This window comes from Nostoc sp., from assembly GCF_036917435.1.
In the GTDB taxonomy this organism is placed as follows: domain Bacteria; phylum Cyanobacteriota; class Cyanobacteriia; order Cyanobacteriales; family Nostocaceae; genus Nostoc.
In genome coordinates this window covers 26,367-39,368 of sequence record NZ_JBALDM010000056.1, presented here as the reverse complement: position 1 = coordinate 39,368, position 13,002 = coordinate 26,367, and the positions used below count along the sequence as shown (strand labels likewise).

Here is a 13,002-nt window from a genome sequence, read left to right as displayed (position 1 = left end):
TTGATAATAGTTTCAATAATCACCAGAGTAAGTAAGTAGACGTAATTAAATATAAGATCAAATCTCACGCTCAATCCCTCTCCTTAGTAAAGAGAGGGAAGCCGGAGGCAGGTTCAAATTTGATATTTAATTTGAGCAACTTACTTACTTCCACCAGTTTAATTTTAAGTAAAATATAAGTATTAGTAACTAAAGTTCAAACTTTGCCAATGTCGTCTGCCTATCTGCTAGTATCTCACGGAAGTCGCGATCGCCGCCCAGAAGTTGCTATGCAGCAACTAGCAAAGCTGGTATGTCACAAATACGACAATGCATTAAATAGCGAACATCTGGTTGGTATAGCTGCTTTAGAAATGAGTCCTCAGCCTTTACATGAGCAGATTCAACAATTTGCTAAGAGCGCTTTTGGCAATCGGCAACTCTCTCAAAACCAGAATCGCCTTAAAATTGTACCGCTATTTCTGCTGCCGGGAGTCCATGTCATGACAGATATTCCTGCTGAAGTGGCGCTAGCACAACAGGCTCTCGGTGAAGATATTATGATTGAGTTGCAACCATATTTAGGCTCTCACCCCAATTTAGAAAAATTACTGACCAAGCAAATAGCTGCTATAAAAGCTGAAGCATGGATTCTCTTAGCTCATGGTAGCCGTCGCCCAGGTTCCAAAGAAACCGTAGAAGCAATGGCGGCGAGTTTGTCAGCAGTGGCTGCTTATTGGGCTGGGCCTCCTAGTTTAGAATCACGGGTGACAGAGTTGGCAGCTGCTGGTTATAAAAAAATTGCAATTTTGCCATACTTTTTATTCACAGGTGGCATAACCGATGCGATCGCAGCCTCCATAGAGGAGCTAAAATTACAATTTTCTGCGGTGAATTTGCAACTAGCGCAGCCCTTGGGAGCAAGTGCAGAATTAGCCGAGCTAATTTGGGATTTAACGGATAGATGAACCGCACAGAAGAAGAGGAGAACAAGTATTTGGGAAAGGTTTATTTAGTAGGTGCGGGGCCAGGAGATCCGGGACTAATAACCCTGAAGGCGAAAGGTTTATTGGAATGTGCAGATGTCGTTATCTATGATGCCTTAGTGAGTGCGGCAATTTTAGCAATGATTAATCCCCAAGCCGAACAAATTAATGCCGGTAAGCGCAGAGGGAAACATTCGCTGTTCCAAGAAGAAACAACTCAATTGCTGATTGATAAAGCGCAGGCTCATGCAATTGTAGTGCGGTTAAAGGGTGGCGATCCTTTTATTTTTGGTCGCGGTGGCGAAGAGATGGAAGAATTAGTCAACGCTGGCATATCAACTGAAGTTGTGCCCGGTATTACATCGGGGATTGCGGCGGCGGCTTATGCAGGTATTCCTTTGACTCATCGGCTCTATAGCTCATCAGTCACATTTGTAACTGGTCATGAAGCGGCGGGTAAGTATAGACCGAAAGTAAATTGGAATGCGATCGCACACGGTTCCGAAACCATTGTAATTTATATGGGAATTCACAATCTGCCTTATATTGTTGAACAGTTAAGTGCAGCTGGGCTGAAGGTAGAAACACCCATTGCTTTAGTGCGCTGGGGTACGCGCCCAGAACAAGAAGAATTGATTGGTACTTTAGAGACAATTGTAGAACAGGTAGAGCAAACTGGCTTTGGTGCGCCTGCGATCGCAGTTATTGGAGAAGTAGTCAATATGCACAGTATTTTGTCTGCTAGTCGTCCAGTTTAATGCCTGGCGCAAAGGTGAAATCTACTATCCTTAAGTTTCTCGAATCCAAAATGCCAAACCTCCTGCACGTCCACGAGCGGCGATGAAATCTTCTGTTACTAAAAAGAAAGCAAAGAAGGGTAGTTGAGCTATGGACTGGTTGTAGAAATCTTCTGTTTGAGCTTTACCAGAACGAATTGGTCTGCTGTAAAGAACATGACCAAACAGACTGATAATCATCTGGTTAAAGTCAAACGCCAATAAATTTTTCTTACTTATGTATTGTACTGGCCCCGTAAGCTTCAACGAAAATGGGCCCAATTTAACCTGATTACAAATTTCGCCCCTATCTGAATCCTCTTCTAAATTGGCATTAAAGGAAACATGGATTTTTATAAATTTGGGTACATAAAAACCCTTACCTAATATAACTCCTCCCTGTTCTCTGACTTTCTTAGTACCAGTAGCAAAGCAAAGTTGCCATTTACCTAGAAGAGACTCAAAGGGATAAGTTAAGTTTTGGTGCTTGGCAGATTTTTCTGCTTGTAGTAATGAATTTACTAATATTTCAGTACTAGGGCGGGTATCTCTCTGTCGTCGATATCCAGCCGTAGCTTCTGATAGCACGGTAACAAAGTCAAATGTAGTTATAGTAGGTGTCAAATTAGCTGTCATAATTTAACCATTTTTTACTTTCTTTGCTTTTCTGATAGATTGTAACGTTCTGTGGAGTCTCTGAAAGAGGTATTTTTTAATCAGTCGTCAGAGTTTTTGGTATTGAGGATCTTCCATAAGATAGATTCGCTATGCGTAGCTGGCTTTTGAGTAGGGCTACGCAGGATTGTGCTACCGCTACTTAACCTACTAAAGCTCTTGTCAATGACCAAATTCTGTGACAATAGTTAAAATCTGACAATTCATGCAATATCTAAGGTACTCATGAGCCAGAGTTCTCAAAACAGCCCTTTGCCAGGCAAACCTGTTCAATCATATTTCCATTGGTTATACGCTTTCTGGAAATTTTCTCGCCCTCACACGATTATTGGTACAAGTCTGAGTGTGTTGAGTTTGTATTTAATTGCCATTGCTATTAGTAATAATACTGATTCTTTATTTTCTAACTCCCTACTTCCTCTCTTCGGTGCATGGATTGCTTGTATATGTGGCAATATTTACATCGTAGGGCTGAATCAATTAGAAGATGTTGATATTGACAAGATTAATAAACCTCATTTGCCTTTGGCATCAGGTGAGTTTTCTCAACAGACGGGGCAATTAATTGTTGCGTCTACTGGGATTTTGGCTCTAGTTGTGGCGTGGCTAACTGGGCCATTCTTATTTGGGATGGTAGCAATTAGTTTGGCCATTGGTACTGCTTATTCTTTACCACCAATTCGTTTAAAACAGTTTCCATTTTGGGCAGCACTGTGTATTTTTTCGGTACGCGGCACGATTGTTAATTTAGGATTGTATCTGCATTACAGTTGGGCGCTGAAACAAAGCCAAGCAATTCCGCCTGTGGTGTGGGTGCTGACGTTATTTATTTTGGTGTTTACCTTTGCGATCGCAATTTTTAAAGATATCCCCGATATAGAAGGCGATCGCCTCTACAATATTACTACTTTCACCATCAAGCTCGGCCCCCAAGCTGTGTTTAATCTGGCTCTTTGGGTGATAACTGTCTGCTATCTAGGGATAATTCTGGTAGGAGTGCTACACATCGCCTCAGTTAACCCCATCTTTCTGATAACTGCTCATTTAGGGCTGTTGGTTTGGATGTGGTTACGGAGTTTGACGGTAGACTTAGAAGATAAAAGTGCGATCGCTCAATTCTACCAATTTATCTGGAAACTATTTTTTATCGAATATCTGATTTTTCCTATCGCCTGCCTTTTGGCTTAGACAATGCTAGAAACCTTTCCTACCAGTTCTATTATCGCTGCTCTTGTAGTTGTTTTGAGTTTGTCAATCCTGGGCTATTTCGCTTGGAAAACTTTGATTACCTCAGACTTGTTTCAAAAAGGAATCAATCTTGCTCAAGCCAAAGATTACCAAGGTGCAGAAGCCGCATTTCGCAAAGTGATTTCCCTCAACTCAACTAATGATGTAGTGCGCTTATTTTTGGGAGATGTTTTAAACCAGCAAGGACAAGTAGAGGAAGCAACAGAATTATTCCGAGAAGTGATTCGCCGCAGCCCAAAAAATCCCGATGCTTACTTGCGTCTGGCGAATATTCTCATGCAGCAAGAGCGAGAAGAAGAAGCTAAAACTAACCTGCTACAAGCTAAAGATTTATTGCAAAAACAACGCCAACCGGAAAAAGCTAAAAAAATCACTCAACTATTAGATAAAATGAGTATTAAGTCAAGTCAATCTTAGGTTGAGTGAGAATTGCAGAGATTAAATTTTCCTGTTGCGTCTCCTAATTTTTTTACCATTCTCATCATTATTATGGTGAGAATGGTTTTATTTTGGAATTACCAGTCTTTGATATAATTATGTCCGCAATTTTCGTCAGTTTGATCACTCCCTTCATAATCCTGAGAATTACACAAGACGCAGGCAAACAATAGCCTAAACTCAATTTCCCGGTAGGGGCAATTCATCAATTGCCCCTACAGCCGATAGTTTTGCGTAAATCCTATTACAATCTAGAGAGCATCCAAATTTTCCAAAAATTCATATTACTGATGCAAAAACCCTTTACAACTCTCTTACCTTTGTGCCCTTAGCGTTCTTTGCGGTTCGTTACCTCATTCTCTCATTCCTATCTTCAGATAGGATAATAGTAAATTTCCAATTGGCAAACAACTTGGGCTAAAAAAAATTATTGATTCAAAATAATCAAGTGTTTATGTCAGAAATTATATCAGAATTGTGGACTAAATTTCTTACATCAGGATCATTTATTCCACATGGGCATTGTTATCTATGGCAAACGAATTTAGTTTGGTTACACATATTATCTGATGCGTTTATTGCACTAGCTTATTATTCGATTCCAGCTACATTATTTTACTTTGTCCGTAAACGGCAGGATTTGCCCTTTTATTGGATTTTTCTACTTTTTAGTGCATTTATCGTAGCTTGCGGTACCACTCATTTAATAGAAATTTGGACACTTTGGTATCCAACTTATTGGATATCGGGATTTGTCAAAGCAGTAACGGCCATAATATCTGTAATTACAGCAATACAACTTGTGTCTCTAGTTCCACAAGCACTGGCACTTCCTAGCCCTGTTCAAATAGAACAAACAAATCAAGAACTTCAAATACAAATAGTCGAACGCTTACGGGTAGAAAAGGAACTGCGAAAATACCAAAATCATCTAGAAGAAATGGTTGCCGTTCGCACCAATGAAATTACCAAAACTAACGAGCAACTACAAAAAGAAAGCCTTGAACGCCAACGAATTTTAGAAGTTCTTCGACAAAGTGAAGAACGCTACCGTTATCTAGCTGAGGCAATTCCTCAACTTGTATGGACAACTGATGCTAACGGAGAATGTGATTTTTTTAATCAAAATTGGTGCGAATATACTGGGTTAACATTAGAGCAGTCTTTGGGTTCTGGTTGGTTGGCTGCATTGCATCCAGATGATATCCAAAATGCTGATGAAGTGTGGTCTAATGCCGTAAAAAATAGTACTACATATAACAATGAATATCGCTTCAAACGGGCTGCTGATGGTTCCTATCGTTGGCAACTAGCGCGAGGTTTACCACTTAAAGATGAGCAAGGTATTGTAGTAAAGTGGTTTGGAACGTGTACAGATATCCACGAACAAAAACAAATACTTGAAGAACGGGCGCACCTACTGGAATTAGAGCAAATAGCACGAGCTAAAGCAGAAACAGCCAATCGAATTAAAGATGAATTTCTAGCCGTCCTCTCTCATGAATTACGCACTCCATTAAACGCAATTCTCGGCTGGTCAAAGTTGTTGCAAACTCGCACTTTTAGCCAAGCAAAAACATCTGAAGCACTAGCCATAATCGAGCGAAATGCTACTTTACAAGTTCAACTAATTGAAGACTTACTAGATATCTCCAGAATTTTACAGGGTAAACTGACATTAAATATTACAAAGATTAACTTAAAATCTACGATATTGTCGGCACTTGAGACAATGCGTTTAGCGGCAGAAACAAAGTTGATTGAGGTGAATACAGTATTTGAATCGAATGTGGGGCAAGTTATGGGCGACTCGACTCGTTTGCAGCAAGTTGTCTGGAATCTCGTTTCTAATGGTGTCAAATTTACACCCAAGGGAGGAAAGATAGAAGTGCGATTAGAGCAAGCCGATGGTTATGCTCAAATCATAGTTAGCGATACGGGTAAGGGAATTAGCCCTGAGTTTTTGCCTTATGTGTTTGATTATTTTCGCCAAGCAGATAGCACATCTACGAGAAATTTTGGTGGATTAGGACTGGGATTAGCAATTGTGCGTAATATCATCGAAATACATGGCGGCATCATTAAAGCAAAGAGCGAAGGTGAGGGTAAAGGAGCAATATTTACTGTTAGTTTACCACTTCTGCCAGATGAAAGCCTAAGTTTGAAAGATGAGCAAAATGACTCTGCATTCTTAATTCCTAAACCCCTAAGCGGCACTAGGGTTTTAGTTGTCGATGATGATATTGATTCACGAGATTTTATTGCTTTTGTATTAGAGCAAGATGGGGCTTTTGTCATTGCGGTATCTTCCGCTTATGAAGCATTGGAAACTTTAGCACAGGTAAAGCCAGATGTGTTAGTCAGTGATATTGGTATGCCTGATATGGATGGCTATATGTTAATACATAAAGTGAGAGGTTTGACGTTAGAAGAAGGTGGGCAAATTCCTGCAATTGCCTTGACTGCCTTTGCTAGAAATGATGACCAGGAAAAAGCACTAAAAGCTGGGTTTCAAATGCATTTATCTAAGCCTATTAACCCAGAAAAATTAATTGCAGCCATAACTAAAATTATCCAAACAGAAGTGTAATAAATTACATGAGGAATGACTTATTACTGTTAATAAAACCCTATCTATTATGTATAAATGCACAATTATCTAGCAATCCTAAATCATTCGTGAAAAATAATGATTCTGGATATCGATTTAATTTTAGGCGCTGATAAGCGCATCTTCATACATAAATGGTATAACTTGTATCAAGTTAGGTTAATCACTTATAATTCCTACTAGAACCGCACCAAAGCTATGCAACTTGATATTACATATAAACCAAGTAGGTAAGGTAATAAAAATGCTGAAAAACAAGAATGTACTGGTAGCAGCTATTATCTGCTTGTGTTTGAGTAATGGGAATGCTGCCTTTGGTAAAGATATTGGTGTTGTTTTATCAAAAATTCCAGACTCAAATCGAGCAGCACTTCCTAGTAACAAAAATGCAGTTACTTACTTTGAGCAAGGAAGCAATCTCTATAAACAAGGAGATTTCAAAGCAGCAGAGGCGGCTTTTCGGAAAGCGATTGAACTAGAACCCAAATTTGTGCAAGCTTATATTGCTTTGGCAAATACTCTCGACGATCAAGGCAAACCCCAAGAAGCGATCGCACAATACAATAAAGCCATCAGTCTCGATCCTCAAGACTCTGGAGCCTACTTTAATTTGGGTTTGACTTTAGCAAGACAGAATCAGTTAGAACCTGCGATCGCTCAATACAAAAAAGCCCTCAGTCTTGAACCCAAGTATGCAGACGCTCACTATAACTTAGGAAATGCTCTCTACGCTCAAGGTAAGTTAACCGAAGCGATCGCTGAATATACAGCAGCTATTCGCCTCAAACCCAGTTATGCCCCAACTTATACACGTTTAGGAAATGTTCTGTACGCTCAAGGTGAGCTAGAACAAGCAGTTACTCAGTACAAAAAATCCATTAGCTTCGATCCTAAGTATGCAGACGCTCACTATTACTTAGGAAATGCTTTGTACGCTCAAGGTAAGCCGGTAGAAGCGATCGCCAACTATACCGAAGCGATTCGCCTCGATCCGAAAAATTCAGCAGGTTATAATGCCTTGGGAAATACCCTCTACGCGCAAGGCAAACTAGAAGAAGCGATCGCTCAATATAAAAGAGCCATCAGCCTTGAACCCAAGTATGCAGACGCTCATTATAATTTAGCAAGCGCTTTTTACGCTCAAGGCAAGCTTGCAGAAGCGATCGCTGACTATACCGAAGCGATTCGCCTCGATCCCAAACACGCACAAGCTTACACAGGTTTAGCAAATGCGATGGACGATCAAGGTAAACCCCAAGAAGCGATCGCACATTACAAAAAAGCCATTAGCCTTGTACCTAACGATGCCTTCACTTACTATAATTTGGGAATCACTTTAGGCAGAGAACAACAGCTAGAAGAAGCGATCGTTAATCTCAAAAAAGCTAGAGAGTTATTCCAAGCTGAAGAAAACAAGGAAATGGTTAAAGAAGTCGATCAGCTAATCCAAAAAATTAATATCCGAACGAATTGAATTCTGGGAATTGGGCATTGGGCATTGGACATGGGGCATTGGGCATTGGGAATGGAAAGAAATAACCCATGACAAATGACAAATGATAAATGACAAATGACAAATGACAAATATTGAAGAAAGGGGCAAAGTCTACCTTGTCGGTGCTGGGCCTGGAGATGTGGCATATCTGACGGTAAAAGCTTATAATCTGTTGGCTGCTGCTCAGGTTTTAGTCTACGATGCTCTGGTAGATGCTCAATTATTGCAGTGTGTACCACCTGATTGCTTGAAGTTGGATGTTGGAAAACGCGGTGGTAAACCTAGTACAACTCAAGCTGAAATTAATAAGTTATTGGTAAAGCATTGCCAGCAAGGGAAACAAGTTGTACGACTTAAATCAGGCGATCCGTTAATTTTTGGGCGTTGTACTTCTGAAATTGAAGCGTTGAAAGCATCTGGTTGTGATTTTGAACTAGTACCAGGAATTTCTTCAGCCTTTGCAGCACCGTTGTTAGCAGGAATTCCCCTCACAGATCCGGTGTTGAGCCGTTGTTTTGCAGTGCTTACAGCCCATGAGCCAGAGGTTTTAGACTGGGAGGCACTCTCACGGTTAGAGACACTGGTAATTTTGATGGGAGGGCTACATCTGCCAGAGATTGTACATCAACTGGTGCGACACGGGCGATCGCACTTAACACCCATTGCAATCATCCGTTGGGCGGGAACTCCTCGTCAACAAATTTGGATAGCACAACTTGGCAATATTTTAGAACAAACCACCGGATTATCCCTTTCCCCGGCGGTAATTGTTGTTGGCGAAGTTGTTGGGCTACATAAGTACTTACAACCTGAGAAAATAGATTGTCAGGATTCGACTTTAGCCCAAACTCCAATGTTAAATAACCTCTCCACCTCTCTCCAACCCCTTACTGGCAATACAATCTTAGTGACACGTTCCGTTGGGCAGTCGAGTACATTTAGCGATCGCCTCATCGCATTAGGTGCTACAGTCATCGAAATGCCCACCTTAGAAATCGGCCCGCCCTCCAGTTGGGAAGCTTTGGATAATGCGATCGCTAATTTATCTGATTTTGACTGGTTAATTCTCACTTCTACCAATGGCATAGATTACTTTTTTGAAAGATTAATCGCCCAAGGTAAAGATAGCCGTGCCTTAGCAGGTGTCAAAATTGCTGTTGTTGGCGAGAAAACAGCCAATAGTCTCAAACAATATTCTCTCCAAGCAGATTTTATTCCCCCCAACTTTGTTGCCGATTCTTTAATAGAACATTTTCCAGACAAACTCGATGGAAAAAAGATTTTATTCCCTAGAGTTGAAAGCGGCGGAAGAGAAGTTTTAGTTAATGAGTTAACTCTCAAAGGAGCAAAATTAATCGAAGTTGCCGCATATCAATCTTGTTGCCCTAGTGGTATTCCACCTGCGGCAGAATTAGCTCTCCAAAACCGCAAAATAGATGTAATTACCTTTGCCAGTTCTAAAACTGTACAATTTTTCTATCAACTCACTGAAAAAATATTTTCCCACAACTCTGATACAAATCAATTATTAGAGGGTATTTGTATTGCCTCTATCGGCCCTCAAACCTCTAAAACCTGTCATGCTTTATTCGGACGTGTAGATGTAGAAGCCCAAGAATATACTTTAGATGGTTTAACCCAAGCACTAATAACATGGGCAACCAATTCTTAGATAAAGGAGATGAGGGAGAGAACCAATGCCCAATGCCCAATGCCCAATGCCCAATGCCCAATAACAAATGACAAAACGTATAATCGGCTTAACCGGAGGTATTGCCACAGGCAAAACCACTGTTACAAATTATTTAGCTAGCGCTTATAAACTGCCGATTTTGGATGCAGATATTTATGCTAGAGAGGCAGTATCATTAGGTTCGCCTATTCTTGGTGCGATCGCCGGGCGTTACGGCGAACAAATTTTATTACCAGATGGCAGTCTCAACCGCCAAAGGCTAGGGGAAATTATCTTTAATCGTCAAGATGAACGCAACTGGATAGATAATTTGATTCATCCTGATGTGCGCGATCGCTTCCTCAGAGCAATTACCCAATCTTCCTTACAAACACTGGTGTTAGTAGTGCCTCTATTATTTGAAGCAGGAATGACTGATTTGGTTACAGAAATCTGGGTAGTGTGTTGTAACCAAGAGCAACAAATACAAAGATTGATACAACGAAACCATTTTACTAGAGAACAGGCACAAGCCAGGATCAACAGCCAATTACCTATCGAAGAAAAAGTGGCTCATGCAGATGTAGTTTTAGATAACTCTTCCACCCTAGAAGTACTACTTAAGCAGGTAGATGTAGCTTTAAAAAGCACAAGTAAGGACTAGAGCCGATTTATCTTAAAAAATATACATTTATGACATTTTTAATACATAAAATCTTTATCAATTTAAGATTATCTAGTTAAGTAAAAAATCTCATATCTGACTCAATCGTATCCAATAATTCGGTGGTTTTACAGTTGAATCTGCGGTTGATGGTACTGTAAATTTGAGTGGTTATTGGGCAAAAAATATTATGGAGTAAAATTAAACATTAATAATTAAGAATTAAGAAAAATTGATTATAAATTATTGAGCTTCTTTTAAGATTATTTTATTAAGTAGTTTATAAAATAACTACTTGTAATTTATTTTTTGCTACTTCTGGGTGCAGAAATTTAATTAGATATTGGGTGATAAATTGCCTTTACTAGCTGTCAATGAGGTTGATTCCTAACTAGATTGTCCACCTGTTCGATTCTGGATTGGTGACTAAAAGGGATTCAGATTCACCTAGAATCCAGAACTCTTCGTTATAGATTTCTTCTTTGAGAGAACTCACTTATGTCTTTGATCGGGACAGGTATGAACTTAAGTTTTAGTTTTTTAAGCAAGTTCGCTCTAGTTAGCTTTCCAACAAGCGGATTAAAGCAGAAGAATAAAATACACGATTATAGCCAACTAGTTTATGGAAGCGACTATGTATTTGAGCGCATCAATGAAGGGATGATAGGGTATATGACTGGAGTAGGGAAAGGCATTAAACCCTGCGATCGCATTATTTTACGAGAAGGTTGTGAATCTTATCAATATCAAGTTGAAGAAGTTGATTATTATTCAGATCCATCTGATATGTGGATAGCCTTACTTAAGCAAGTACCTATTGATACCAGTTTTGTGTGAAGGTTTTTTCTTTCCCTTCTCCTTTTCCCCTTCCCCTTTTCCCTTTAACCGACAAGTATTGAGATGTGTATCTATTTTAAATCGATCAAAAAATGAGCTATTAAAGTATTCCTTTCATAAGATAGTAAGTAAAGATGCAAAAGATTTGGGTTATCTTTATCAAGATGCATCACTGAACCATCAACTGCTAAATGGTGATGATCTATCCACCGCTCCTGTGAATCAAGTAAAACACTGAAGTAAGGGCTGACATCTGGATGATTTTTTGTTAATTCATCGTAGCTTTGATAAAAAGGAGGTATGCCAATCCCCATCGGCATATATAAGCCTTTAGGATAGTCTTCTACAGGCAATTGAGGAAGCTTTTTAAGATCAATACCACTGATGAATAATCTATTTTGTTCGCTAGTTTTGGTATCTGTGAATACCAACTCAATTTCTTGTAAATTTTGGGCAACACCAATTGGCTTAACGTTCCTTAAAATAGCTTTATCAAATTTTCCTATTCTCCAGTATTGATTTCCCCAAGGCTTATTTTGATCGTAAAATCCTGGTGGTCGAAAGCTAGCAAATTTAATTTCATTTTTAGGATCGTAAAAATCTCTCCATTTTGTGATGTTGGTCGCTAATGTAGTTCTAACTTTTCTACTTTGCTCTCCCGATACAATTATCTTTTCATCAAGTGGAAATTGAGTAGGAACTTCTTTTTGATCAATTACATTTCTCAGAAGATTAGTTTTTACTATTGTGCCACTTGGATCTTGCCAGTGTTCTAACTTCCACCAATCCCGCCAATAAGAAATATTATTAATTTTTTCAAAAACATTTTTATAATGTCCCATCGGGAAGGTAAACCAACTTTGATAATAAAGGGATTTATTACCATCTTCTTTAGTAAAAAGTAAAATTTCCCACAATCCGGCATTTAAACAATTATTAGCCAAAGCGACTTCTACGACGTTTTGCTTTTCAAAACCGTCTCCACCAATAATTTCTATATTTGGTGAATTAGCAGCAAAACTAACCTGTTGCCTGTTCCACTCGCGGTCTGTAAAAGCAATTATTTCTAAACCTCGATCTTTTTTAACCCATTCGGGTGCTTTAGGAACTAATAGCTCTAAATCAACATTTTTTATAATTATTTTTGCCGTTTTTGTATCTGTTGGCTCAAAAACGAAATCGAAATGTGTATCATCTCTCTTAATAAGTGTTAATTTTCTATGAGAATATCTTTGAAAATTTTTGCCTAAAGGCGCAGGATTGACAGGATAATCGACATTAGATAATTCTTGTAGTTTTACACTCATCTGATTATCAGATTTATATCTATATTTAAACCAGAAACCACCCAGTCCCAGCAACCCAAGGCATAGAATAAGGGTACTAAATAAAATCTGTTTCTTCGTAACTTTAAAATTAGCCTTGCCAAATTTGGAACCGCCTGCAAGTTTTTCGTTCGCAGAGATGTTTTTCATCGGAAAAATTTATTTTTATAAGAATGCTGATTAACAGCATAGCATTCTATAAAACGAATTTCTCTTGTAAAAGGTCATGTTAATAAACGTTTATCTCAAATTCAAGGGTTTAATACCCATTAGCTGCGGATGCTGAACTCTACATC

At 39.1% G+C, this 13,002-nt stretch carries 11 protein-coding genes; 9 read left to right on the top strand and 2 right to left on the bottom strand.

Going from position 1 to position 13,002, the window contains the following annotated elements; genetic code table 11:
• The first annotated feature begins 209 nt into the window (after nt 1–209).
• Together V7K98_RS26750 and cobA (V7K98_RS26745) are read left to right on the top strand one after the other, a co-directional pair.
• Nucleotides 210–947, top strand: a complete 738-nt coding sequence (locus V7K98_RS26750) for a sirohydrochlorin chelatase (protein WP_335027483.1) — start codon at nt 210–212, stop codon at nt 945–947.
• Nucleotides 944–1,723, top strand: coding sequence for a uroporphyrinogen-III C-methyltransferase (gene cobA, locus V7K98_RS26745; protein WP_335027481.1), 780 nt, complete (start codon nt 944–946; stop codon nt 1,721–1,723). The genes V7K98_RS26750 and cobA (V7K98_RS26745) overlap by 4 nt, the downstream gene beginning before the upstream one ends.
• Nucleotides 1,724–1,753: 30 nt before the next feature.
• Here cobA (V7K98_RS26745) and V7K98_RS26740 read toward each other — a convergent pair whose 3' ends face one another.
• Nucleotides 1,754–2,377, bottom strand: a complete 624-nt coding sequence (locus tag V7K98_RS26740) for a hypothetical protein (protein WP_335027479.1) — start codon at nt 2,375–2,377, stop codon at nt 1,754–1,756.
• A 264-nt stretch (nt 2,378–2,641) separates the two neighbouring features.
• On the opposite strand from V7K98_RS26740, the gene V7K98_RS26735 reads away from it, so the two are divergent.
• The 7 genes from V7K98_RS26735 to V7K98_RS26705 all read left to right on the top strand — a co-directional run bounded on the left by V7K98_RS26735 (nt 2,642) and on the right by V7K98_RS26705 (nt 11,381).
• The gene (locus V7K98_RS26735) at nt 2,642–3,604 is read left to right on the top strand and encodes a homogentisate phytyltransferase (RefSeq protein WP_335027477.1); all 963 of its coding nucleotides are present in this window, start codon (nt 2,642–2,644) and stop codon (nt 3,602–3,604) included.
• Between the two features lie 3 nt (nt 3,605–3,607).
• Complete coding sequence (locus V7K98_RS26730) at nt 3,608–4,081, top strand: tetratricopeptide repeat protein (protein WP_335027475.1); 474 nt, start codon at nt 3,608–3,610, stop codon at nt 4,079–4,081.
• A gap of 475 nt (nt 4,082–4,556) precedes the next feature.
• Nucleotides 4,557–6,692, top strand: coding sequence for an ATP-binding protein (locus V7K98_RS26725; protein WP_335027472.1), 2,136 nt, complete (start codon nt 4,557–4,559; stop codon nt 6,690–6,692).
• Between the two features lie 265 nt (nt 6,693–6,957).
• A complete protein-coding gene (locus V7K98_RS26720; RefSeq protein ID WP_335027470.1) occupies nt 6,958–8,187 on the top strand; it encodes a tetratricopeptide repeat protein in 1,230 nt (409 codons plus the stop codon).
• A gap of 103 nt (nt 8,188–8,290) precedes the next feature.
• Entirely contained in the window at nt 8,291–9,880 is a 1,590-nt protein-coding gene (gene cobA, locus V7K98_RS26715; protein ID WP_335027468.1) for a uroporphyrinogen-III C-methyltransferase, read from the top strand.
• A 67-nt stretch (nt 9,881–9,947) separates the two neighbouring features.
• Nucleotides 9,948–10,544, top strand: a complete 597-nt coding sequence (coaE, locus tag V7K98_RS26710) for a dephospho-CoA kinase (RefSeq protein ID WP_335027466.1) — start codon at nt 9,948–9,950, stop codon at nt 10,542–10,544.
• Between the two features lie 498 nt (nt 10,545–11,042).
• Nucleotides 11,043–11,381: a hypothetical protein gene (locus V7K98_RS26705; protein ID WP_335027463.1), complete on the top strand. Its 339-nt coding sequence runs from the start codon at nt 11,043–11,045 to the stop codon at nt 11,379–11,381.
• Between the two features lie 71 nt (nt 11,382–11,452).
• On the opposite strand, the gene V7K98_RS26700 is transcribed toward V7K98_RS26705, so the two are convergent.
• Complete coding sequence (locus V7K98_RS26700) at nt 11,453–12,856, bottom strand: hypothetical protein (protein WP_335027461.1); 1,404 nt, start codon at nt 12,854–12,856, stop codon at nt 11,453–11,455.
• Nucleotides 12,857–13,002: the final 146 nt, after the last annotated feature.

Excerpts from the sequence above, each read along its gene's own strand:
- V7K98_RS26725 (WP_335027472.1), top strand. The coding sequence starts at position 4,557 with ATGTCAGAAATTATATCAGAATTGTGGACTAAATTTCTTACATCAGGA.
- V7K98_RS26740 (WP_335027479.1), bottom strand. The coding sequence starts at position 2,377 with ATGACAGCTAATTTGACACCTACTATAACTACATTTGACTTTGTTACC.
- cobA (WP_335027468.1), top strand. The coding sequence starts at position 8,291 with ATGACAAATATTGAAGAAAGGGGCAAAGTCTACCTTGTCGGTGCTGGG.
- V7K98_RS26705 (WP_335027463.1), top strand. The coding sequence starts at position 11,043 with ATGTCTTTGATCGGGACAGGTATGAACTTAAGTTTTAGTTTTTTAAGC.
- coaE (WP_335027466.1), top strand. The coding sequence starts at position 9,948 with ATGACAAAACGTATAATCGGCTTAACCGGAGGTATTGCCACAGGCAAA.
- cobA (WP_335027481.1), top strand. The coding sequence starts at position 944 with ATGAACCGCACAGAAGAAGAGGAGAACAAGTATTTGGGAAAGGTTTAT.
- V7K98_RS26700 (WP_335027461.1), bottom strand. The coding sequence starts at position 12,856 with ATGAAAAACATCTCTGCGAACGAAAAACTTGCAGGCGGTTCCAAATTT.
- V7K98_RS26750 (WP_335027483.1), top strand. The coding sequence starts at position 210 with ATGTCGTCTGCCTATCTGCTAGTATCTCACGGAAGTCGCGATCGCCGC.
- V7K98_RS26720 (WP_335027470.1), top strand. The coding sequence starts at position 6,958 with ATGCTGAAAAACAAGAATGTACTGGTAGCAGCTATTATCTGCTTGTGT.
- V7K98_RS26735 (WP_335027477.1), top strand. The coding sequence starts at position 2,642 with ATGAGCCAGAGTTCTCAAAACAGCCCTTTGCCAGGCAAACCTGTTCAA.
- V7K98_RS26730 (WP_335027475.1), top strand. The coding sequence starts at position 3,608 with ATGCTAGAAACCTTTCCTACCAGTTCTATTATCGCTGCTCTTGTAGTT.